This is a genomic window from Pseudohaliea sp. (genome assembly GCF_054552115.1).
Genome location: NZ_JBTOLW010000033.1, coordinates 1 through 21,673 on the forward strand (window position 1 = coordinate 1; position 21,673 = coordinate 21,673).

A 21,673-nucleotide genomic window follows, 5' to 3' on the forward strand; every position below is an offset into this window, starting at 1 on the left:
GCGCACAAGCCTGCCCCGGACCACCCTTGGAAGCGTATTCCGGTGAAGCCGGGAGCCGCTCCTTCCCGTGGCTGAACGATGTCGGCAAAGGGGACATATCTAGTTTGGAGAAAAGGGGACATTTCTACTTTGGGTTGACAGCGGCCGCTCACCAGCGGCTGGTCAGGGACAGGACACCGTTCTGCTCCGACAGCTGCACGTGGCGCAGGTAGCTCATGCCGAGCAGCACCGTGCGCGGGAAATCGCCATCGACCACCGTCGCGCGCACGTTGTCGACCCGGATGCCGCCGACATCGACGCTGTCCAGGGTGACGATGTGGCCCTGCACGGTGCTGCCGGCGGTTTCCACGCGGGTAGGCTGGCCACCGCTCGCATCGATGCCGAGAGCGGCGGCGTGCTTGCGGCTCAGGGCAACCACGTTCGCCCCCGTGTCGATAAGCACTTCGAGGCGCCGACCATTGATGGCAGCGCTGGTCCGGTACTGCATGCGCTCGTCCCGGGCGACGGTCACGGAGCGTTTCTCCGGCGCCCGGTAGGCCCCGGCGATGCGATCGGACACGCCGGCCCGGCGCTGCTCACCACCGATCTCCAGCACGGCCTCCTTGCCGCTGGCACTCAGCAGGCGCACCCCGGCCGCGCTGTCGCCCTCGCGCAGCGTGTGCCGCCGGCCGTCGATGGTGAGCACCGCCATGCCGGGCATCAGCGCCTCGACCTGTACGCTTTCCTGGGCGGCGGCCGGCAGGGCCAGCAGCAGCGCCGCGAAGAGGACCGGCCGCCTCATGCCAGCACCTCCGCGCCACCGAGCGCGGCGATTGCCAGGTGCAGGGTAATACAGGTCATCGCTCCGGCGACGAGGTCATCGGCCATGACACCGAGGCCGCCTTTGACGCGGCTGTCCAGCGCGCTTACGGGCCAGGGCTTGGTGATGTCGAGGAAACGAAAAACGATGAACGCGATGGCGAGCCAGACCGGTGAGGCGGGCACGGCCCAAAGCGCCACCCACAGTCCTGCGAACTCGTCCCAGACGATGCCCGGATGGTCATGGACACCCAGTTCCCGGCTGGCGACACCGCAGAGCCAGATGCCGCCCAGGGACGCCGCGAGTACCAGGGCACTGTAGGCCCAGAGGGGCAGGGGCGCGAGAACGAACCAGTACACCAGGGCCGCCAGCGCGGTACCGACCGTGCCGGGGCCCCAGGGCGAGAGGCCACTGCCGAAGCCGAAGGCGGCCAGCTGCACGGGGCTCTGCAGCAACCGCGGCTGCGCCTCTCTGCCTGAATCCATGCTCGCGTTTCCCGGTGACACGCCTGCCAGTGTAGACCGAATCAGAAGTGGCGGTAACCGCCGGCCTCCGCCGCTTCGCCGTCCACGCTGAGGCCCGTACCCTCGCGCACCTCGCCGATGCGGCTGCAGCCCTCGGGGAGCGGCGCTTCCGCAGGCAGCGTAAAGACCAGCTCGTAATCGTCGCCGCCGGCGAGGGCCCACGCGCGCCCGCGCTCGCCGGCATCGGCGAGCGCGGGCGCCAGCGGCAGGGCGGCACTGTCGAGGGCGATGGCGACCCCGCTGGCCGCGGCAATGTGGCCGAGGTCGGCCAGCAGGCCGTCGGAGACATCGATGGCGGCGGTGGCGACACCGCGCAGGCGCTCGCCGAGCGCGAGGCGCGCCGTCGGCCGGTTGAAACGCGCCAGCAGCGCATCGGCCGCCTCCGGTCCCGGGTGCCAGCGTTCCTCGAGGATCGCCAGGGCGGCGGCGGCGCCGCCCAGGGTGCCGGAGACGCAGACCTGGTTCCCCGGGCGCGCCCCGTTGCGGCGCAGGACGGCATCCGCGGGACAGGCGCCGAGTACCTGCAGGGTAATGACCGTGGCCGGGCCCCGCGTGGTGTCACCACCGGCCAGCGGGAGCCGACAGTCCGCACAGGCCCGGGCCAGGCCCTCACTGAAGGCCTGCAGCCACAGCTCATCGGCTTCCGGCAGGGTCAGTGCCAGGGTGCAGGCCAGGGGGCTCGCGCCCATCGCAGCGAGGTCGGAGGCAGCGACGGCGAGCGCGCGGTAGCCGACATCCTCCGGGAACGTATCCTCCGGGTAGTGCACACCCTCGACGAGGGTGTCGACGGAGGTGACCAGGACCTCACCGGGGGGAAGCTCCAGGAGCGCCGCGTCGTCGCCAATGCCGAGGCGGATGGCGTCGCCCGCCCCGAGGCCCCAGAAATAGCGGCGGATCAGCTCGAACTCGTTCACGGGCATGGCTCAGGCGCCGGCGCCGACCTCGGCCTTGCGCAGTTCCCGCGCGAGCTTGTCGAGCACGCCGTTGATGTACTTGTGCCCGTCCGTGGCGCCGAACTTCTTCGCCAGGGCGACGGCCTCATTGATCACGACCCTGTAGGGTACGTCGATCCGCTCGCGCAGCTCCCAGGTGCCCATGCGCAGGAGCGTGTGCTCGATGGGGTCAAGATCGTCCAGGGCGCGGTCGAGGAGCGGCGCGAAGGCTGCGTCGAGACCGTCCGCGTCGGCGGCGACACCGTGCAGCAGCGCGTGGAAGTAGTCGCCGTCGACCTTGTCGAAGTCGTAGTCGGTGCGGAACTCGGCCTCAATCACGTTGAGCTGCGCGCCGGCCATGTACCACTGGTAGAGCGCCTGCATGGCGTAGTGGCGCGCTCGTCGCCGGCGCGCGGCGAGGAGATTGGGGGCGTTGCCGGCCACGCTCAGAGTTGCTTCAGGAGGCTGACCATCTCCAGCGCCGAGGCCGCGGCTTCCGCGCCCTTGTTGCCGGCCTTGGTGCCGGAGCGCTCGATGGCCTGCTCGATGCTGTCCACCGTGAGCACGCCGAAGGCGACCGGGAGGCCGTGCTCCAGGCTGACCTGGGCAATGCCCTTGGTGCACTCGCCGGCCACATGCTCGAAGTGCGGCGTCCCGCCGCGGATCACCGCGCCGAGGGCGATGATGGCATCGTAATTGCCGCTGGCCGCGGCTTTCTCGCAGACCAGGGGAATCTCGAAGGCACCGGGGCTCCGGATGACCGTCATCTGCTGGTCACTGACGCCGTGGCGACGCAGCGTATCCACGGCGCCGGCGAGGAGATGCTCGACCACGAAACTGTTCCAGCGGCCCACCACCAGCGCGTAACGGCCGTCGCCGCCGGTGAAGTCGCCCTCGAGGGTCCTGATCGCGTCCATGGTCTTCTCCTTGCCACCCCGCTAGCGCGGTTCGCCAGCCTGGCTGGCTGCGGGGCGTATCGTTTCCAGCACCTCCAGCCCGAAGCCGGAGATCGCATTGTACTTCATGGGGGCCCCGAGCAGGTGAATCTGCCCGACGCCGAGGTCACGGAGGATCTGCGACCCGAGCCCGATGGTGTTGTAGGTATCCGTGGCCGCCGGCGGCGAGGGCCGGTCCTCGCCCAGGGCGAGGTCGATGCTGTGCAGGAGCGCCTCTTCACTCTCCGGCCGCGCGAGCAGCACGAGCACACCCTTGCCGGCCGCGCCGATGTGCGCCAGCGCGTCCTGCAGCGCCCAGGAATTGCCCTCGCGCAGGTGGCTGCCGAGCAGGTCGCGGAGCGTCGAGCGCGTGTGCACCCGCACCAGGGTCGGGGTGTCCGGCTGGATGTGTCCGCGGGAAAGGGCCAGGTGCAGTTCGCCGTCGTTATTATCGCGATAGACGGTCAGCCGGAAGGTGCCGTGGGCCGTTGCCACCTCGCCCTCGCGCACCCGCTCGATGGTGCGCTCGTGCAGGAGCCGATAGTGGATGAGGTCGGCGATCGTACCCAGCTTGAGGCCGTGCTCCCGGGCGAAGGCCGCGAGCTCGGCGGCACTGGCCAGGCCGCCGTCGGCCCCGAGCACGTCCGTCAGCACCGCCGCCGGGGTCAGCCCCGCGAGGCGCGCGTAGTCCACGGCTGCCTCCGTGTGGCCGGCGCGGGTGAGCACGCCCCCCGGGGCAGCGGCGAGGGGAAAGATGTGGCCCGGCTGAACGATGTCGGCAGGCTGCGCGTGCGGTGCGACCGCCACGCGCACCGTGTGCGCCCGGTCCGCCGCCGAGATGCCCGTGTCGATGCCGCGCGCCGCCTCGATGGACAGGGTGAAATTGGCATGTTCGCCGCCGCCCTCCACCATCGGCGGCAGATCGAGCTGCTCACAGCGCTCACGGGTCAGGGCGAGGCACACCAGGCCGCGGGCGCGGCGGGCCATGAAGGTGACGTGCTCCGCCTCGCAATGCTCCGCCGCGACCATCACCCCGCCCGCATTGTGGGTCGCATCGTCATCATCGAGCAGCACCACCATGCGGCCGAGGCGGATCTCGGAAAGCAGCTCGTCCACAGGGTCGGTCACGAGGTCGTTCACGGGGGTCTCCAGTCAGCCGCGCAGGTAGCCGTGCTCGGCGAGCGTCGCGAGCGTGACCCCGGCTTCGGCCGGGTCCGCGGCGCGGTCGCCGAGCACCAGGCGCTCGAGGTAGCGGGCGATCAGGTCCACCTCCAGGTTGACCTTCGTGCCCGGCCGGTAGGCGCCGAAGATGGTCTCGGCCATGGTCTGCGGGATGATGTTGAGGTCGAACTCGGCGCCGTTCACGGCATTCACCGTGAGACTCGTACCGTCGACGCAGATGCTGCCCTTGTGGGCGATATAGCGGGCGAGCGCTGCCGGCGCGCGAAAGACAAAGCGCCAGGAGCGCCCGTCTTCCGCCAGGCTCACCACCTCGCCGACGCCGTCGACGTGGCCGCTGACGATATGCCCGCCGAGGCGGCTCGCCGGTGTGAGCGCCTTTTCGAGGTTCACCCGCGCGCCGACGGCGAGCCCGCCGAGCGTCGTGGCGTCGAGGGTCTCCACGGACACGTCGGCCCAGTAGCCGTCGCCGGGCAGCGCCGTCACCGTGAGGCAGACGCCGTTGGCGGCAATGCTGTCGCCAATCGCCACGTCGTGAAGCGGCAGCTTGCCCGTATGGATGCGCAGGCGCAGGTCGCCCCCGCGGGGCTCCATGGCCGCGATCTCGCCAACCGCCTGGATGATGCCGGTAAACATGTCTCGTTCAATGATCCTGCGTGACGGTGAAGGTCAGGCGCCAGTCGGCCCCGACACGGCGCTGGTCCGTGAGCGCAAGCGGCACCTTGTCCGCCATGCGCTCGAGCGGCAGGTCGACCAGGGGCCGCCCTGCACTGCCCAGCAGGCAGGGCGCCTGGTAGACGATGAGTTCGTCCAGCAGCCCCGCCGCGAGCAGCGCGCCGGCAAGCCGGGGGCCGGATTCTACCAGAATCTCGTTGACCTCTCGCGCGGCGAGCAGGTGGAGCATAGTGCGGAGGTCGAGGCCCCCGGCAGGCGATGCGGGCACGGCCTGGAGCGAGACCCTGCCTGCCGGGGCAACGTCGACAGCCAGGCCCTCACGGTGCAGCAGCAGCGTTTCGCCACCACCCGCGAGCACCTTCGCCCCCGGCGGCGTGCGCAGGTCCGAATCCAGCACCACCCGCAACGGCTGGCGGCCGTTGAGGACGGCTTCGCCCACGGTGCCGGCGAACTCCGCCTCGCGCACGGTGAGCGAGCAGTCGTCCGCGAGCACCGTGCCGACGCCGGTCACGATGGCACCGCTCGCCGCACGCAGGCGCTGGACGTCGGCGCGGGCCGCGGCGCCGGTAATCCACTGACTCTCGCCGGAGGCCATGGCCGTACGCCCGTCGAGGGAGCTGGCGAGCTTGGCCCGCACCCGGCCCCAGCCGCGCGTATGACGGAGCCAGAAGCCACGCACCAGCTGCCTCGCTTCACCCTGAAGGAGCCCGGTCTCCACCGCGATGCCCGCCTCGCGCAGCCGCGCCGCGCCACCGCCCGCTTCCGGGTGCGGATCGGCGAGGGCAATCACCACCCGTGAAACGCCGGCGGCGATGAGCGCCTCGCTGCAGGGCCCGGTGCGGCCGTGGTGGTTACAGGGTTCAAGCGTGACGTAGGCGGTCGCACCCTCGCTGTCGCCGGCGGCGCGCAGCGCCTCGATCTCGGCGTGGGGACCGCCGGCGGGCTGCGAAAAGCCCTCGCCGATCACCGCGCCGTCCCTCACCAGCACGCAACCGACATGGGGGTTGGGCGCCGCATGGAAGCGCCCGCGGGCGGCGAGCTGCAGCGCCCGGGCCATGTGTGCCCTGTCGATGCGGTCGGTCACCGGGTGGCGGTGCGCCTCAGGCGCCCCTGGCCGGCTGCCGCGGCTCTGCCTCCAGGCTCTCGATGGCGTCGCGGAACTCGGCGATGTCCTGGAAGCTTCGGTAGACGGAGGCGAAACGCACGTAGGCCACCTGGTCGAGCTGCTTCAGTTCGTCCATGACCAGCTCGCCGACCTTGCGCGAGTCCACTTCGCGCTCACCGGTGGCGCGCAGCGAAGCCTTGATGCTGGTGAGCACGGCCTCGACCGCCTCCACGGACACGGGGCGCTTTTCCAGGGCCCGCTGCAGACCGGCGCGCAGCTTGTCGTCGTCGAAGGGCTCGCGGTTGCCGTTCTGCTTGATGATGCGCGGCATCACCAGCTCGGCGGACTCGTAGGTGGTGAAACGCTCGTGGCAGGACAGGCACTCGCGGCGCCGGCGCACCTGGCCGCCCTCGGCCACCAGCCGCGAGTCGATGACCTTGGTATCGTCCGCGCCGCAGAAGGGACAGTGCACGGCCCGCGCTCCCCGGCCGCCCTAGGCGGCCGCGGCCCCCGCGGACGCGCGCTCGCCGTAAACCGGAAAGCGGCCGCAGATAGCGAGCACCTTCTGCTTCACCTCGGCGATGGCGCCGGCGGCATCGCCGCCCTCCAGCGCTTCGAGCACGTCGCACATCCAGTGCGTGAGCTCCACGGTCTCGGCCTCACCGAAGCCGCGGGTGGTGATCGCCGGCGTGCCCACGCGCAGGCCGGAGGTCACGAAGGGCGAGCGCGGGTCGTTCGGCACCGCGTTCTTGTTCACGGTGATATTCGCGGCGCCCAGCGCCTCGTCCGCGTCCTTGCCGGTGTAGGACTTGCCGATGAGGTCCACCAGCATGAGGTGGTTGTCGGTGCCGCCGGAGACAATATTGATGCCGCGCCCGATGAAGGTTGCCGCCATGGCGCGGGCATTGGCCACCACCTGCTCCTGGTAGGTGACGAACTCCGGTGCCTGTGCCTCGAGGAAGGCCACGGCTTTGGCGGCAATGACGTGCATGAGCGGGCCGCCCTGGCCACCCGGGAACACGGCGGAGTTGAACTTTTTCTCCAGTTCCTCGTTCGCCCGCGCCAGGATGATGCCGCCACGGGGGCCGCGCAGGGTCTTGTGCGTGGTGGAGGTGACCACGTCCGCGTGCGGCACCGGGTTCGGATATACGCCCGCGGCAACGAGGCCGGCGATGTGCGCCATGTCCACGAGCAGCCAGGCGCCCACGGCATCGGCGATGGCGCGGAAGCGCGCCCAGTCCATGACCCGGCTGTAGGCGGAGAAGCCGGCGATGATCATTCGCGGCTTGTGCTCCTTCGCCAGCGCCTCGACCTGCGCGTAGTCCACCTCGCCCGTGTCTTTATCGAGGCCGTACTGCACGGCGTTGTAGGTCTTGCCGGAGAAGTTCGGCTTGGCACCGTGGGTCAGGTGGCCCCCGTCCGCGAGGCTCATGCCGAGAATAGTATCGCCCGGCTTGCACAGGGCCTGGAACACGGCCGCGTTGGCCTGCGACCCGGAGTGCGGCTGCACGTTGGCGTAGGCCGCGCCGAACAGCGCCCTGGCCCGCTCAGCGGCCAGCTCTTCCACCACGTCGACGTATTCGCAGCCGCCGTAGTAGCGCTTGCCCGGATAGCCCTCGGCATACTTGTTGGTGAGCACGGAGCCCTGCGCCTGCAGCACCCGGGGGCTGGCGTAGTTCTCGGAGGCGATGAGCTCGATATGCTCCTCCTGCCGCCGCTCCTCGGCCTGGATCGCGGCAAATACGTCGTCGTCAAAGCCCTCGATGCTCATGCGCTGGTCAAACATTAAAAAATCCTTGCCTTGCGGGCACTTGTCTCGGTCTGGAGGCCCGCAATTCTAGCGGAAATGGGAGCGTCGGGTAAGTGCATGCTTTCCCGGCGCCATCGGACTTCGGGGGTGCCAATAGGCCGGCCTCGGGTGCGGGCAGCCCCTCGGCAACGGCCACTGCCTCTCGCCCCGCGCCGGCCGCTGCGGAACTCGACCAAAATTCGCTAATGCGAATTTTCGGGACTCGAACAGTCCTCGCGGAAAGCCCCGTCGCGGGGCGAGAGGCAAAGCGTGGCCTGATTGTTGCCGAGGGGCTGCCCGCACCCGAGGCCTGACGTCGCAGTGACGACCAGGGCCGGACATTGGCAGTGCGGCAGGAGGCACTTCCCGCCGCCCCCGGGGACGCCCGCAACACCCGCCAGACTGTCACCCAACCAGCGATTTGCTAAACTCCGCGCCCCACGTTTCAACGCACTGCGAGCCCCCACATGGCGCAATACGTTTACACCATGAACCGGGTCGGCAAGGTCGTGCCGCCCAAGAAGGAGATCCTCAAGGATATCTCCCTGTCCTTCTTCCCCGGCGCCAAGATCGGCGTCCTCGGCCTCAACGGCGCCGGCAAATCCACGCTGCTGAAGATCATGGCCGGCCTCGACACCGAGATTCTCGGCGAGGCGCGGCCCCAGCCCGGCATCAAGATCGGCTACCTGCCGCAGGAGCCGCAGCTGAACCCGGAGAAAGACGTGCGCGGCAACGTCGAGGAAGGGCTGCAGGACGCCATCGATGCGCTGGCCGAGCTCGAGAAAGTCTACGCCGCCTACGCCGAGCCCGACGCGGACTTCGACGCGCTGGCGAAAGAGCAGGCGCGCCTCGAGGACATCATCCAGGCCACCGACGCGCACAACCTCGACACGAAGCTCGAGATCGCCGCCGACGCCCTGCGCCTGCCGCCCTGGGACGCGGACGTCGAGACCCTCTCCGGCGGTGAGCGGCGCCGGGTGGCGCTGTGCCGGCTGCTCCTTTCCGGGCCCGACATGCTGCTGCTGGACGAGCCCACCAACCACCTCGACGCCGAGAGCGTGGCCTGGCTGGAGCGCTTCCTGCACGACTTCCCGGGCACCGTGGTGGCTATCACCCACGACCGCTACTTCCTCGACAACGCCGCCGGCTGGATCCTGGAGCTTGACCGCGGCCGGGGGATTCCCTACGAGGGCAACTACTCGGCGTGGCTGGAGACCAAGGAGAAGCGCCTGGAGCAGGAACAGCGCCAGGAGGCCTCGCACCAGAAGGCCATCAAGGCCGAGCTCGAGTGGGTGCGCTCGAACCCGAAGGGCCGCCAGGCGAAGAACAAGGCCCGCCTGCAGCGCTTCGAGGAGCTGCAGAGCCAGGAGTTCCAGAGCCGCAACGAGACCAACGAGATCTACATCCCGCCGGGCCCCCGGCTGGGCGACAAGGTCATCGAGGTGAGGAACCTGAAGAAGGCCTTCGGCGACCGGCTGCTCTTCGACGACGTGACCTTCTCCGTGCCCAAGGGCAGCATCGTCGGCATCATCGGCGCTAACGGCATGGGCAAATCGACGCTGTTCCGCATCCTCACCGGGGCCGAGCAGCCGGACGGCGGCAGCGTGGAGCTGGGCGAGACCGTGGAACTCGCCTACGTCGACCAGTCCCGCGACGATCTCGACGGCAGCAAGACCGTCTGGGAAGAGGTCTCCGACGGCCAGGACGTGATCCGCATCGGCAGCTACGAGGTGAACTCGCGTTCCTACGTGGGCCGCTTCAACTTCAAGGGCTCCGACCAGCAGAAGTTCGTCAAGGACCTCTCCGGCGGCGAGCGCAACCGCCTGCACCTGGCCAAGCTGCTCAAGCAGGGCGCCAACGTGCTGCTGCTGGACGAACCCACCAACGACCTGGACGTGGAAACGCTGCGGGCGCTCGAGGAAGCGCTGCTGGCCTTCCCCGGCGCGGCGCTGGTGATCTCGCACGACCGCTGGTTCCTGGACCGCGTCGCCACCCACATCCTCGCCTACGAGGACGACGGCAACGTGATCTTCCACGAGGGCAACTTCACCGAGTACGAGGAGGACCGCAAGGCGCGCCTGGGCGCCGCGGCGGAGCAGCCGCACCGCGTCAAGTACCGCAAGCTGAAGTAAAACCCGTGAAGCGGGTCGTGTTCGACACGGACATCGGCATCGACGATGCCATGGCCCTGCTCTTCCTGCACGGGGCGCCGGAGGCGGAGCTCGCGGCGATCACCACCGTCGCCGGCAACGCCAGCCTCGACGACGTCACCCGCAACGCGCTGGTGGTGGCCGAGCGCTTCGGTATCGACGCCCCGGTATTCCGCGGCGCTTCCGGTCCGCTCGGGGCGGCTCTCGGCGAGGGTCACCCGGACTTCGTGCACGGCCGCAACGGCCTCGGCGACATCCCCCTGCCCGCGCCCTGCCGCCGCGCGGAGGACCTGCCCGCCGCCGAGGCCCTCGCCGACCTCGCCCGGCGAGAGCCCGGGGAACTGTCAGTGGTCGCCGTGGGCCGGCTCACCAACCTGGCCGACGCCCTGGCGCTGGAACCGGCGCTGCCGGGGCTGCTGAAGGAGCTGGTGGTCATGGGCGGCGTGTTCGGCTTCCACGGCCACCGGGGCAACGTCTCGCCCGTGACCGAAGCGAACTTCGGCGGCGACCCGCTGGCGGCGGACCGGGTGCTCGGCGCCGGGTTTCCGACGACGATCGTGGGCCTGGACGTGACCCAGGAGACGATCATGGACGAGGCCTTCATCGCTACGCTGGTGCGACGCGCCGGCGAGGCCGGGGCCTTCATACATGCCATCACCCGGCACTACTTCGACTTCTACGCGGGCCTCGGCGGCGGCCGCCGTTGCCCGATCCACGACTCCTCCGCCGTCGCCTGCCTGCTCTACCCGGAACTCTACGAAACCGCCACCGGGCCCGTGCGCGTGGTCACCGGGGGCGTGGCCCTCGGCCAGGGCATCCTGGGCGAACACCCGGACCGCTACCTGACGGACGCCTGGCGGGGGCGGCCGAGCTGCCGTGTCGCCCGCGGCGTCGATGCGGATGGCCTGCGCGACCGCTACGTCGCCGCCCTGGCGAGGCTAGCGGGCCAGTAGCTCCAGCCGCTCGCGCAGGTAGCTGCCGGCGCTGTAGCGCGCCGACAGGCGCAGCTCGAGCTCCGGGGCCAGGAAGCAGGGCATGGCGATGCGCGAGACGTTCATCGCCGGGTCCGGGGGATTCACCACCCGGTGCGTGGTCGAGGGCAGTGCCCCGCCCGTAATCTCCTGCAGCATGTCGCCGGCGTTGATGATCACGTCGCCGGGCTTCCCCGGTACCGCCTCCCAGCCGCCACTGCGCGCACGCAGCTCGAGCCCGGGCTCGCGTGCGACCGGCAGCACCGTCAGCAGGTTGATGTCCTCGTGCGCCGCGGCGCGCACGGCGCCTGGCGCCTCGCTGCCCGCCAGCGGGGGATAGTGGAGGATGCGCAGCAGGCTGTGCTCACGGGACAGGGTCCCGGCCAGCCGCCCGTGCAGCGCCGCCGGCAGTACGTCACGGCAGTGCGCGTCGATCCAGCCGAGCAACCGCGCACCGAGGGCGAGAGCCTCGTCGAAGTGGGCGAAGGCGTCCCCGGCCAGCGCCGGCGGCAGCTTGGCGCCCGGGGCGATGTGGTAGAACTCCTTCAGGTCCTTCACGCCGTGACCGACGGCAGTCTCGGAAACCTCCGGCGGGATCCAGCCGGTGCTATTGCCGGAGACCGGGTTCTCCTCGGCCAGCCAGGCCGCCTTGCCCTCGCTGCCCGCCTCCCCGCGCAGGAAGAATTCACGCCAGCCCGCGTCCATGCGCGCGAGCCGCACCGCGTCCAGCGGCGGGTGGCGCAGCACGGCAAAGCCAGTCCCGCGCAGGGCCCGGACAAAGGCGCGGTCGGGGTCGGGCGCGGTGAAATCGACGATGGCGACGCTCACGGGGTCTCCCTGGACGACATTGCGGGGGCAGGTGTTGCAAGGCGGCGGGCGAGCAAGATCAACCCGGCAAGCAGAAGGTAGCAGAAAGAGCTGAAGCGAAGCACCGCCAGCTCATCTCCCGCGGCGACCACGGCGCTGGTGACCAGCGGGCTCACCGCCGTGCCCAGGGTGGCACCGAAAAGCAGCGCGGCGATGAGCCGCGGCGTCGGCACGGGCACCGCGTCGCTGGCAAAGGCGATGGTGACCTTGAGAAGGCCGAAATTCGCGAGGCCCCAGGCGAAGGCGAGCCAGGGCAGCCAGGCCGGCACCGTCACGGTCCACAGCGGCAGGCTGCCGAGCAGCGTGCCGAAGCTACTCGCCAGCACCGTGCGCCGGGCGCCCAGGCGCAGCACCCACCAGGCCACCAGCAGCTGGCCGCAGAACATGCCGGTCCAGTAGCGCGAGACCACGGAACCGGCAGCCCCGCGGGGCATGGACAGGGCGGCTTCCAGGTGGCTCGGCAGCCACCAGAGCATGCTGTTCTGGCCCAGCGTGTAGAGAAAAAGCGCGGCGATACACAGCCATACCGCGGCGGGCCAGGGCGCCGCCGGCTCCAGCGGCGAAGCGCCTGTGCTCACCGGCGCGACACGCTCCGCCGCACTCGCCGGGAAGCGCGCGCTCGCCGCGAGGAGCACGATCAGCACCGCCACAGCGCCCACCAGCAGGTAGCTGCTCGCCCAGTGCAGGCCCGCCGCGACGAAGAGTACCGCCACGGCGGAAGTCGCCGCCCCGGCACCGCTGAAGAAGCCGTCGGTCACCACCAGCATGGACGCCCGGCGCTCGCCCTCGAAGAGCAGCGCGATCCCGCTGGCCGCGCCGGCAAGGCCGATGCCGCAGCCCGCGCCGACCACGCCCAGGACAAGGCGCAGCAGCCAGGGGCTCTCCGTGAAACGCAGGAGCAGGAGGCTGCCACCGATGGCGGTGTAGACCAGGAGCATGGCAGAGCGCAGGCTGAGCAAGTCGAAGACCACCAGGGCGAGACCGGAGCCGACCAGGATACCCACCGTGAGCCAGCTGAACAGCGCCGCGGCGGCCGGCACGGGGATGCCCAGCTGTTCCGCGAGCGGCGGCAGCACTACGCCGATAGGGGCGAGCATGCCGGACATCACGCAGTAGGCGAGAAAACAGGCGAGAGTGACACTCACCCGGTTGCGCAGGGTGGAGCGGGTCACGGGGCGTATCGCATTGCCACGGGGGAGGCGTTATATTGCCGGGAAACACGGGCAGGAACGACTCTCCCATGAGCGATTATCCGAACGATCGGCGCGACAACCTCCGCGCGGGCCTCGACCTCCCGGTCGAGGTGCACCAGGGCGGCAGCGTATGGAGGCAGCGCCTCGTCGACCTCTCCCTCGCCGGCGTGGCCACGGACCAGCCGGACGTCTGGGACGCCCAGTACAACGAGCCCTTCACGCTTATGATCCACCTCAAGGAGGACCAGGTGCTCGAGCTCCACGCCTACCTGCAGCACGTGGAGAGCGGCCGTCTCGGCTTCTCCGTGCAGCACGTGGACCAGGCCAATATCGAGCCCCTGCGCGCGCTGCTCGCCACCCGCGTGGAGGACGAGGCGGCGCTGGATGCGGAGATCGAGCGACTGCGCCAGGACGAGGGGTAAACGGAGCGCCTGCACCGTTCCCCGGCCGGATCGCGACGGCCCCCCGGCCCTCGTCGCACGGGTCAGATCGCACCATAGGCCAGCATGGCGTCCGCGACCTTGCGGAACCCGGCGATGTTCGCGCCGCGCACGTAGTTCACCTGCTCGCCGTTCTGGCCGTAGTGCACGCACTGGTCGTGGATGCCGTTCATGATGTCGCGCAGGCGACGCTCCAGCTCCTCGGCGCCCCAGGCCATGCGGATGCTGTTCTGGCTCATCTCCAGCCCGGAGACGGCCACGCCGCCGGCATTGGCGGCCTTGCCCGGGCCGAAAAGCACGCCTGCGTCGTGCAGTACCTTGATCGCCTCCACGGTGGACGGCATGTTCGCCCCCTCGGCCACGGCCTTGCAGCCGTTCACCGCCAGGGTGCGCGCGTCCTGCTGATCCAGCTCATTCTGCACGGCGCAGGGGAAGGCCAGATCGCAGGGCACGCCCCAGGGCCGGGTCCCCTCGTGGTACTGGCAGCCGAACTGCTCGGCATACTCGCTGATACGCCCCCGGCGCCGGGTCTTAAGGTCGATGAGCCAGTGCAGCCTGTCCTCGTCCAGGCCGTTGGCATCGTGGATGAAGCCCGAGGAGTCGGACAGGGTCACCACCTTCGCCCCCAGCTGAATCAGCTTCTGCGCGCAGTAGAGCGCCACGTTGCCGGCGCCTGACAGCACGCAGGTCTTGCCCTGCACGCTGTCTCCGCGGTGCGCGAGCATGGCCTGCATGAAGAAGGCCGCGCCCCAGCCCGTGGCCTCGGTGCGGATGAGGCTGCCGCCGAACTCGATGCCCTTGCCGGTGAGGGCCCCCGTGAACTCACCGGTCAGCCGCTTGTACTGGCCGAACAGGTAGCTGATCTCCCGCGCGCCCACACCGATGTCGCCGGCGGGCACGTCCGTGTTCGGGCCGATGTGATGGAAAAGCTCGGTCATGAAGGCCTGGCAGAAACGCATGATCTCCCGGTCTGACTTGCCCTTGGGGTTGAAGTCGGAGCCGCCCTTGCCCGCGCCGATGGGCAGCGTGGTCAGGCTGTTCTTGAAGGTCTGCTCGAAACCGAGGAACTTGAGGATCGACAGGTTCACCGTGGGGTGGAAGCGGAGCCCGCCCTTGTAGGGGCCGATGGCGTTGTTGAACTGCACCCGGAAGCCGCGGTTCACCCGGATGTTGCCCTCGTCATCCTCCCACACGACGCGGAAGATCACGCTGCGATCCGGCTCCGTCATGCGCTCGAGGATGCCCGCCTCGCGGTAGCGCACGTTGTCGAGGATGAAGGGAATGACCGACTCGGCCACCTCGTGCACGGCCTGGTGAAACTCCGTTTCACCGGGATTGCGCTTGATCAGGCCCTGCATGAAGCGGTCGAGGGATAGATCCTGGTACATGGGCGGGCTCCTTCGGAAAACGCAGATTATGGCAGCGTGGGTGGGACGTTGCGATCGCGCCGCGGACCCTGCCGGTCCCGGCTCCTCGCCCGGGGGCGGGGCACGCACGGCAGCCTTGTCCCGGCGGCCCCCTGAAAGCCACGAGGGACGCCTGAGGAGCCTTTCGACATCCCGCTGGAGCTCGCGCTAGGTGAACGCGGCCAGCGCTTCCTGCAGCTTGCGTACGGGCACCACCTCCATGCCGGGGATGGCGGACCGGGGCGCGTTGGCCTTCGGCACGATGGCGCGGCGGAAGCCGTGCTTGGCGGCCTCGGCGAGGCGCTCCTGGCCGCTCGGCACCGGGCGGATCTCACCGGAGAGGCCCACCTCGCCGAAAATCACCAGGTCCCGGGGCAACGGCTGGTCGCGGAAGCTGGAGACGATGGCCAGCAGCAGGGCGAGATCGGCGCTCGTTTCCAGCACCTTCACCCCGCCGACCACGTTGGCGAAGACGTCCTGGTCGCCCACGTGCAGACCGCCGTGGCGGTGCAGCACGGCGAGGAGCATGGCCAGGCGGTTCTGCTCCAGGCCCACCGCCACCCGGCGCGGGTTGCCGAGGGCGCTGTCGTCCACCAGCGCCTGGATCTCCACCAGCAGGGGCCTGGTGCCCTCCCAGACCACCATGACGGCGCTGCCCGAGGATGCCTCCTCGCTGCGGTCGAGGAAGATCGCCGAGGGGTTCTTCACCTCGCGCAGGCCGCCGTCCGTCATGGCGAAGATGCCGAGCTCGTTCACCGCGCCGAAGCGGTTCTTCTGCCCACGCAGGGTGCGGAAACGCGAGTCGTCCGAGCCCTCGAGAAGGATCGAACAGTCGATCATGTGCTCGAGGACCTTGGGCCCCGCCAGGCTGCCATCCTTGGTGACGTGGCCGACCAGCAGCAGCACGGTGCCGGACTGCTTGGCGTGGCGGGTCAGCGCTGCGGCGCACTCGCGTACCTGGGAGACGCTGCCCGGGGCCGACGCGATGTCGTCGGAGTGCACCACCTGGATCGAGTCGACCACCACGACATCAGGCCGGTCGTCCGCGAGGGCGGCGAGAATGCTCTCGACGTTGGTCTCGGCCATAAGCCGCAGCTGGTCCAGGGGCAGGCCGAGGCGGCGGGCACGCAGGGCGACCTGTTGCAGGCTCTCCTCGCCGGTGATGTAGAGGCAGGGGCGGCCGCGGGCGAGGTGGCACAGGGTCTGCAGGAGCAGGGTGCTCTTGCCGGCGCCGGGGCTGCCGCCAACGAGTATCGCCGAGCCCGGCACGAGCCCGCCGCCGAGCACGCGGTCGAACTCGCCGGCGCCGGAAGCGATGCGGGCAACGTCTTCTGTGGCGATGTCCGCCAGCAGCTTCGCCTCCGGCCGGGCGCCGGCAAAGCCCGCCCGGCTGCCGGCGCTTACCGCGGCCGCACGCTTGCCGGCCGGGCCGAGGCGCACCTCGGTGACCGTGTTCCAGGCGCCGCAGTCGCTACACTGCCCCTGCCACTTGCTGTAGTCCGAGCCGCACTCGGTGCACACGAATGCCGTCTTCTGCTTCGCCATGGGCCTCCTGTGAAACGAGCCTCCCGTGAAAAACGCCGCCGGGGCCTGTATCGTCTCCGGCAGGGCCGCTATGCTAGCCGGCCGCACCCACGACCCGGAAGCACTGATGGCGGAATCGTCCCTCATCCCCGAGCAGCAGCTGCTGTTTTCTCCCGGCCTGGCGGCGACAATCGGGCTGGAAGAGGCCATCCTGCTGCAGTATCTGCACGGGCTCCTCGGGCATCCGGCGGCGGAGCGCCAGGGGCCAGGGGATTGGGTGACCGTCGCTCGCGGCCGGCTGCTCAGCGCCCTGCCCTTCTGGAGCGACGCGGACCTCTCCAGGCTCTGCAAACACCTGGTGGACCTCGGCGTCATGCAGCTCCGCGAGGGGCCGGAGAACGATACGCTGACCTTCGCCCTGGACCACGGGCCCGCGACCGGCGCCGGCCCGGCGGAAAGCACCCGGCCGCGCCAGGGAGCACTCGCCGGCCGCCCGGGGGCGTCGAAGGAAGCGCCGGTGCAGCGCGCGCCCGTCGCGATGAGCGCCGCTCCGGCGACGGCGGGTGCCGGCGGCGGCCTTGCCCGCCGCCCCGGGGCCGGGCTGCTCCCGGCCGGCTGGCAGCCCAGCGAAGACCTGCTGCAACTCCTCGCCCTGAACCACAACATACCGCGCGCCTTCGCCCTCGAACAACTCGAGGATTTCGTCTTTTACTGGCGCGAGCGCGGCGAGAGCAGCCACGCTTGGGAGAACAAGTTCCGCCAGCACGTCCTCTCCTGCTGGCGGCGCCGGCAGCAGGACGCCGCGGAGGCCTTCCGCAGCACGCCGGCACCCCTGGACGGCAACTGGCAGCCGAACGCGGACGCGCTGGAGATCCTCCTGCGCGCCGGCGTCGCCCGGGATTTCATCGAGGACTCGATCCCCGAGTTCGTACTCTACTGGCGGGAGCGCGGCAGCACCCCCGAAACGCTGAATACCCGCTTCGTGCAGCACATCCGCCGGCAATGGGCTCGCTACCAGTCCAGCCGGGAACACGGCACGGAGCCCGTGCGCATCCCGCCGGACTGGCAGCCGAGCGCCGATGTCTTCGACATCCTGGCCCTGTCGCATATCGACACCGGCTTCGCCCGCGCCCTGGTGCCGGAGTTCGTGCTCTACTGGCGCGACAGCAACCAGTTGCACAGCTCCTGGAACTCGAAGTTCCTGCAGCATGTAAAATATCACTGGGCGCGGCACAACCAATTCACGGCACGGGACGGACGTCATGACGGGCAGCAGGGAACTGGTGGAGCGGGCCGAACGCGCGATCGCAGCCTCGAGCAGGACCTCCACGACACCTCCTGGGCAGACTGAGCAGGGCACCGGCCGCAGCGGCCGCCCGGCCCCGGAACGGGTCGAGGCCATCAACCAGGTCTTCGCCCTCTTCCGCCTCAATTATCATAACCAGTACTACGCGGCCTTCCCCGACGCCGAACAGCTCCGGCAGATAAAGAAACTGTGGTTGGAATCCCTCGGCGACTACGGCGTCAGCCAGCTGCTGGCCGGCGCGAAGCGCGCGATTGAGAGCAGTGAGTACTTGCCCACGCTGCATCGCATGCATTGCTGCTGCCGCGAGGCGGCGACGGACCTCGGCCTGCCCCCGGCCCGGGCCGCCTACGAGGAAGCCTGCGCGGCGCCCGTGCCCAGAGCCGCACAGCGCTGGTCTCACCCGGCGGTCTATCTCGCCGGGCGGGACAGCGGCTGGTTTTTCCTCGCCAACCAGCCGGAGGCGGCCTCCTGGCCCGTGTTCCGGGACCACTACGAGCGCTACTGCTCACGCGTGCTGGCCGGGGAAACCCTGGAGATGCCTGCAGCCCCGGCGCTGGAGCAACAGCAGGGCACGCCCCTGAGCGACAAGGAGCAGTTGGCTCGGCTGCGGCAGTTGCGGCAGGAGCTGGATCTGTAGCCCGACTCAGCCCTGCTGCCGGGCGAGGTTCTCGAAACGGGTGTATTCACCGATGAAGGCCAGGCGCACGGTACCGATAGGCCCGTTCCGCTGCTTGCCGATGATGAGTTCGGCCACGCCCTTGTCCGGGGAGTCCTCGTTGTAGACCTCGTCGCGGTAGATGAACAGGATCACGTCCGCGTCCTGTTCGATCGCACCCGAGTTATGGCTGACGATGCCGTCAGCCAGCCAGGAGGCATTCCCGGGCACGGTGAGATCAAACACCTCACGCTCGCCGACAGACTCGATAGCCTCTATCGAGTCCCAGTACAAGTCACTCCCGGCGACCTCTCTCAGGTAGTCGTCGTCGAGGAGCTCTGCGTAGCTCATCACCGTTTCTCTCGACGGGGCAAAGCGGAAGTGGGAGCTGCCGCCATAAGCAGTGCCGCGCGACTGCGCCATCTGCCGTTGAGAGTTTCCTCGCACACGCATCTCCCGCTTGACGTAGCTGAAGATCTCTCGCGGAATCGTGTCCACATTCGTGTTGCTTGTCTGCTGTGCCAGGCGCGACCGCAGGGCCTCCACCTGCAGCTGCTGGTGCCCGAAGCCGCCAACGGTTTCAGCGAAACGGCGCTGGTACTCGCCGCCGGAGATATCCAGCTCAAACCAGCCGGAGGGATGCCGCTCAGTCGCCTTGTGCTTGATCCTGGCGACAATGCCGAAGCGCAGCAGCAGCAGCGCAAGGTCATCAATCAGGCCCCGGCTGGCGCTGGAAAAGAAGACCCTGCGACCGCTGATGGAGCCATCGGTGGACCAAAGGTGCTGCAGAAACAACGCCAGCTGCTCCTGCCCGAGCCTGAAAACGGGCGCCGGGATGCGCTTGTCAGCGGAACGCTGGCCGTAGATGCCGAGGTCCTTGAGAAACTTGCCTGCGCCCTGGGCATGCCAGCGGTTGCCATTGCCGGAGATCTCCAGCTGGTGCCAGTTACCGCGGCCCTCCCGGCGGTTCACGGTGGAGCCCAACTGCTCGGCGGCACGGCGAACAATGACGCTGTTGGCCTCACTCGCCGTGGTGTAGCGCATCGGCTGGTGCACCACGTAACTGCCATCACCGATCATGTGGGCGAGGAAAATCAGCTCGTGCTCTGCCATCGCCAGGGGCTTGGCCGGCTCTGGCAATCGGCGGGCAAGCGCCAGGCGGTCACCCAGGGCCAGTTCTTCGAGCCGCTTCCAGCCATCGAGCGTCAGCAGGCGATGGCCGGCAGTACAGCGCAGAGACCGGCCGGACCTCAGCTGAACATCGAAAACTGCCTTCTGCCCGACCGACCAGACCTTGTCGGCGAGTGCCGGTTCCAGCCGCCCACGTTCAGAGACTGACAGCACGTCCGGCGTTTCCCCGACCAGTTCGGCAACGGTCAAGCGGGAGCCGTCAGCCAGGCAGACGCCGGTTTCGCCGACGACGCATTCGCGAAGGTCCGAGTTCACCGGGCGCTTGTTCGGGCGCTGCTCCAGGGAGCGGTTGAGCTGGGACAGGGCCACCACCGGGCAGCCGAATTCCTTGGCAATGGCCTTGAGGTTCCGTGAAATCTCGGAAATCTCGGCCGTGCGCCCCTCCGAGCTGCCGGCCACCTGCATGAGCTGCAGGTAATCGATCATGACCATGGCCAGGTCGCCGTGCTCGCGCACGACCCGCCGCGCGCGGCTGCGCACCTCCGTGGGCGTCAGCGCCGGCGTGTCATCGATGTACAGGGGCACGTCCTTGAGCTTGCCCACGGCGCCGGAGAGCTTGGGCCAGTCCTCCTGGTCCAGCTTGCCGTTGCGCACCTTGCTCTGGTCGATGCGGCCGATGGACGACAACATGCGCATGATCAGCTGCTCCGCCGGCATCTCCATGCTGAACACCAGCACGGGCCGCTCCTGTTGAAGCACCGCGTGCTCCACGAGGTTCATGGCGAAGCTGGTCTTGCCCATGGAGGGCCGCCCGGCCACGATCACCAGGTCCGAGCGCTGCAGGCCGGACGTGAAGCGGTCGAGATCGACGTAACCGGTGGACAGGCCGGTGATATCACCGCCGCTCTGGAACAGTTCCTCGATGCGCGACAGCGCCCCCTGCAGCAGCGGGTTGACGGTCTGCGGCCCGCCCGCCTTCGGCCCCTGCTCGGCGATCTGCATGATGCGCCGCTCCGCGGCGTCGATGAGCTCCTCGGCGCTTCGCCCCTCCGGGTTGAAGCCGCTGTCGGCAATCTCCTGGGCGGCCTGGATGAGCCGGCGCACGTTGGCCCGCTCGCTGACCACCTGCGCGTAGGCCCGGATGTTCGAAGCGCTGGGCGTGCCCTCGGCGAGTTCCGTCAGGTAGGCGAGGCCGCCGGCGGCCTCGAGCTCGCCGCTGGCCTGCAGCTTGTCGGCCACGGTGATCACGTCCACGGGGTCGCTGGCCTCGGCCAGGCGGGCCACGTGGCGGAAGATCAGCCGGTGGTCCGGGCGGTAGAAGTCCTCGGCAGCCACCACCTCGGCCACGCCGTCCCAGCCATCGGCGGACAACAGCAGACCGCCGAGCACGGACTGCTCCGCCTCGATGGAATGGGGCTGCATCTTGATGCGGGCGACGTCGCCGTCGTAGTCGGGCGGCGGCTCCGGCGGCAGGTCGGCGATATCGGGTTCGGCCATGGGGGGCTCAGGACTCGACGCGGCCGTTCAGGGTAGCCGATTCGGTGGACGGCCAGAAGGGGGTGTGCCGTCGGCACGCCCCCCTTCGGCCCGGGGTCGGGCTTACTCGGGGACCACCGCCACGGTGACGTCGACCATCACCTCGGGGTGGACCTGCACGGCGACCACGTACTCGCCGGTCTCGCGCAGGGCACCCTCGGGCAGGCGTACCTCGGCCTTGTCGATCTCACAGCCGGCGGCGGTGACGGCGTCGGCGATGTCGCGGGTGCCGATGGAGCCGAACAGCTTGCCCTCGTCGCCGGCGTTGGCGGTGATCGTCACAACGCCGACTTCGGCCAGCTTCTCACCGCGGGCCTGAGCAGCGGCCAGGGCCTCCGCGGCGGCCTTCTCGAGCTCGGCGCGGCGCGCCTCGAACTCGGCGACGTTCTCCTTCGTGGCCGGCACGGCCTTGCCCTGGGGAATCAGGAAGTTGCGGCCGTAGCCGGACTTCACTTCGACGGTGTCGCCGAGGCCGCCCAGGTTGCCAATGTTCTCCAGCAGAATGACTTGCATGGTTCCTATCCTCTCGCTGCGGGAGCGGGCTCCCGTACGGCGC

General features: G+C 69.5%; 21 protein-coding genes. 5 read left to right on the top strand and 16 right to left on the bottom strand.

The genetic code is table 11. The annotated features are described in order from the left end of the window. Positions 1-148: 148 nt before the first annotated feature. The 10 genes from ACX93N_RS13890 to glyA are packed head-to-tail and all read right to left on the bottom strand — an operon-like array spanning position 149 to position 7,935. Complete coding sequence (locus ACX93N_RS13890) at positions 149-781, bottom strand: retropepsin-like aspartic protease family protein (RefSeq protein ID WP_459429036.1); 633 nt, start codon at positions 779-781, stop codon at positions 149-151. Next, positions 778-1,284 (bottom strand): phosphatidylglycerophosphatase A family protein, encoded by a 507-nt coding sequence (locus ACX93N_RS13895; RefSeq protein WP_459429037.1) that lies wholly within the window; start codon positions 1,282-1,284, stop codon positions 778-780. The genes ACX93N_RS13890 and ACX93N_RS13895 overlap by 4 nt, the downstream gene beginning before the upstream one ends. A gap of 41 nt (positions 1,285-1,325) precedes the next feature. Further along, entirely contained in the window at positions 1,326-2,243 is a 918-nt protein-coding gene (gene thiL, locus ACX93N_RS13900; protein ID WP_459429038.1) for a thiamine-phosphate kinase, read from the bottom strand. A gap of 3 nt (positions 2,244-2,246) precedes the next feature. Continuing rightward, positions 2,247-2,699: a transcription antitermination factor NusB gene (nusB, locus tag ACX93N_RS13905; RefSeq protein WP_459429039.1), complete on the bottom strand. Its 453-nt coding sequence runs from the start codon at positions 2,697-2,699 to the stop codon at positions 2,247-2,249. 2 nt (positions 2,700-2,701) lie between these two features. Then, positions 2,702-3,172 carry a 6,7-dimethyl-8-ribityllumazine synthase gene (gene ribH / locus ACX93N_RS13910; RefSeq protein WP_459429040.1) on the bottom strand — a complete coding sequence of 157 codons (471 nt, stop codon included), beginning with the start codon at positions 3,170-3,172 and terminating at the stop codon, positions 2,702-2,704. Between the two features lie 21 nt (positions 3,173-3,193). Next, the gene (ribB, locus tag ACX93N_RS13915; RefSeq protein WP_459429041.1) at positions 3,194-4,330 is read right to left on the bottom strand and encodes a 3,4-dihydroxy-2-butanone-4-phosphate synthase; all 1,137 of its coding nucleotides are present in this window, start codon (positions 4,328-4,330) and stop codon (positions 3,194-3,196) included. Positions 4,331-4,342: 12 nt separating this feature from the next. Then, a complete protein-coding gene (locus ACX93N_RS13920; protein ID WP_459429042.1) occupies positions 4,343-5,005 on the bottom strand; it encodes a riboflavin synthase in 663 nt (220 codons plus the stop codon). A 7-nt stretch (positions 5,006-5,012) separates the two neighbouring features. After that, positions 5,013-6,128, bottom strand: a complete 1,116-nt coding sequence (gene ribD, locus ACX93N_RS13925) for a bifunctional diaminohydroxyphosphoribosylaminopyrimidine deaminase/5-amino-6-(5-phosphoribosylamino)uracil reductase RibD (RefSeq protein ID WP_459429043.1) — start codon at positions 6,126-6,128, stop codon at positions 5,013-5,015. 16 nt (positions 6,129-6,144) lie between these two features. Then, complete coding sequence (gene nrdR, locus ACX93N_RS13930) at positions 6,145-6,621, bottom strand: transcriptional regulator NrdR (RefSeq protein ID WP_459429044.1); 477 nt, start codon at positions 6,619-6,621, stop codon at positions 6,145-6,147. A 21-nt stretch (positions 6,622-6,642) separates the two neighbouring features. Beyond that, positions 6,643-7,935: a serine hydroxymethyltransferase gene (glyA, locus tag ACX93N_RS13935; RefSeq protein WP_459429045.1), complete on the bottom strand. Its 1,293-nt coding sequence runs from the start codon at positions 7,933-7,935 to the stop codon at positions 6,643-6,645. Positions 7,936-8,405: 470 nt separating this feature from the next. Here glyA and ettA point away from each other — a divergent pair, with 470 nt between their 5' ends. Both ettA and ACX93N_RS13945 read left to right on the top strand, forming a co-directional pair. Next, complete coding sequence (gene ettA / locus ACX93N_RS13940) at positions 8,406-10,070, top strand: energy-dependent translational throttle protein EttA (protein WP_459429046.1); 1,665 nt, start codon at positions 8,406-8,408, stop codon at positions 10,068-10,070. A gap of 5 nt (positions 10,071-10,075) precedes the next feature. Then, positions 10,076-11,041, top strand: coding sequence for a nucleoside hydrolase (locus ACX93N_RS13945; protein WP_459429047.1), 966 nt, complete (start codon positions 10,076-10,078; stop codon positions 11,039-11,041). On the opposite strand, the gene ACX93N_RS13950 is transcribed toward ACX93N_RS13945, so the two are convergent. Together ACX93N_RS13950 and ACX93N_RS13955 are read right to left on the bottom strand one after the other, a co-directional pair. Beyond that, positions 11,027-11,887 carry a 2OG-Fe(II) oxygenase family protein gene (locus tag ACX93N_RS13950; RefSeq protein WP_459429048.1) on the bottom strand — a complete coding sequence of 287 codons (861 nt, stop codon included), beginning with the start codon at positions 11,885-11,887 and terminating at the stop codon, positions 11,027-11,029. The two genes, ACX93N_RS13945 and ACX93N_RS13950, sit on opposite strands and share 15 nt — an antisense overlap. Further along, complete coding sequence (locus tag ACX93N_RS13955) at positions 11,884-13,098, bottom strand: MFS transporter (RefSeq protein WP_459429049.1); 1,215 nt, start codon at positions 13,096-13,098, stop codon at positions 11,884-11,886. The genes ACX93N_RS13950 and ACX93N_RS13955 overlap by 4 nt, the downstream gene beginning before the upstream one ends. A gap of 68 nt (positions 13,099-13,166) precedes the next feature. Here ACX93N_RS13955 and ACX93N_RS13960 point away from each other — a divergent pair, with 68 nt between their 5' ends. After that, complete coding sequence (locus ACX93N_RS13960; RefSeq protein WP_459429050.1) at positions 13,167-13,541, top strand: PilZ domain-containing protein; 375 nt, start codon at positions 13,167-13,169, stop codon at positions 13,539-13,541. Positions 13,542-13,603: 62 nt separating this feature from the next. On the opposite strand, the gene gdhA is transcribed toward ACX93N_RS13960, so the two are convergent. Beyond that, positions 13,604-14,947 carry an NADP-specific glutamate dehydrogenase gene (gdhA, locus tag ACX93N_RS13965; RefSeq protein WP_459429051.1) on the bottom strand — a complete coding sequence of 448 codons (1,344 nt, stop codon included), beginning with the start codon at positions 14,945-14,947 and terminating at the stop codon, positions 13,604-13,606. 186 nt (positions 14,948-15,133) lie between these two features. After that, positions 15,134-16,510, bottom strand: coding sequence for a DNA repair protein RadA (gene radA, locus ACX93N_RS13970; protein WP_459429052.1), 1,377 nt, complete (start codon positions 16,508-16,510; stop codon positions 15,134-15,136). Positions 16,511-16,616: 106 nt separating this feature from the next. Here radA and ACX93N_RS13975 point away from each other — a divergent pair, with 106 nt between their 5' ends. Beyond that, positions 16,617-17,840, top strand: coding sequence for a DnaT-like ssDNA-binding domain-containing protein (locus ACX93N_RS13975; RefSeq protein ID WP_459429053.1), 1,224 nt, complete (start codon positions 16,617-16,619; stop codon positions 17,838-17,840). Next, positions 17,752-18,432, top strand: a complete 681-nt coding sequence (locus ACX93N_RS13980) for a replication protein P (RefSeq protein ID WP_459429054.1) — start codon at positions 17,752-17,754, stop codon at positions 18,430-18,432. The genes ACX93N_RS13975 and ACX93N_RS13980 overlap by 89 nt, the downstream gene beginning before the upstream one ends. Before the next feature lie 6 nt (positions 18,433-18,438). Here ACX93N_RS13980 and ACX93N_RS13985 read toward each other — a convergent pair whose 3' ends face one another. After that, entirely contained in the window at positions 18,439-21,078 is a 2,640-nt protein-coding gene (locus tag ACX93N_RS13985; protein WP_459429055.1) for a replicative DNA helicase, read from the bottom strand. 102 nt (positions 21,079-21,180) lie between these two features. Continuing rightward, a complete protein-coding gene (gene rplI / locus ACX93N_RS13990) occupies positions 21,181-21,630 on the bottom strand; it encodes a 50S ribosomal protein L9 (protein ID WP_459429056.1) in 450 nt (149 codons plus the stop codon). Between the last annotated feature and the right edge of the window lie 43 nt (positions 21,631-21,673).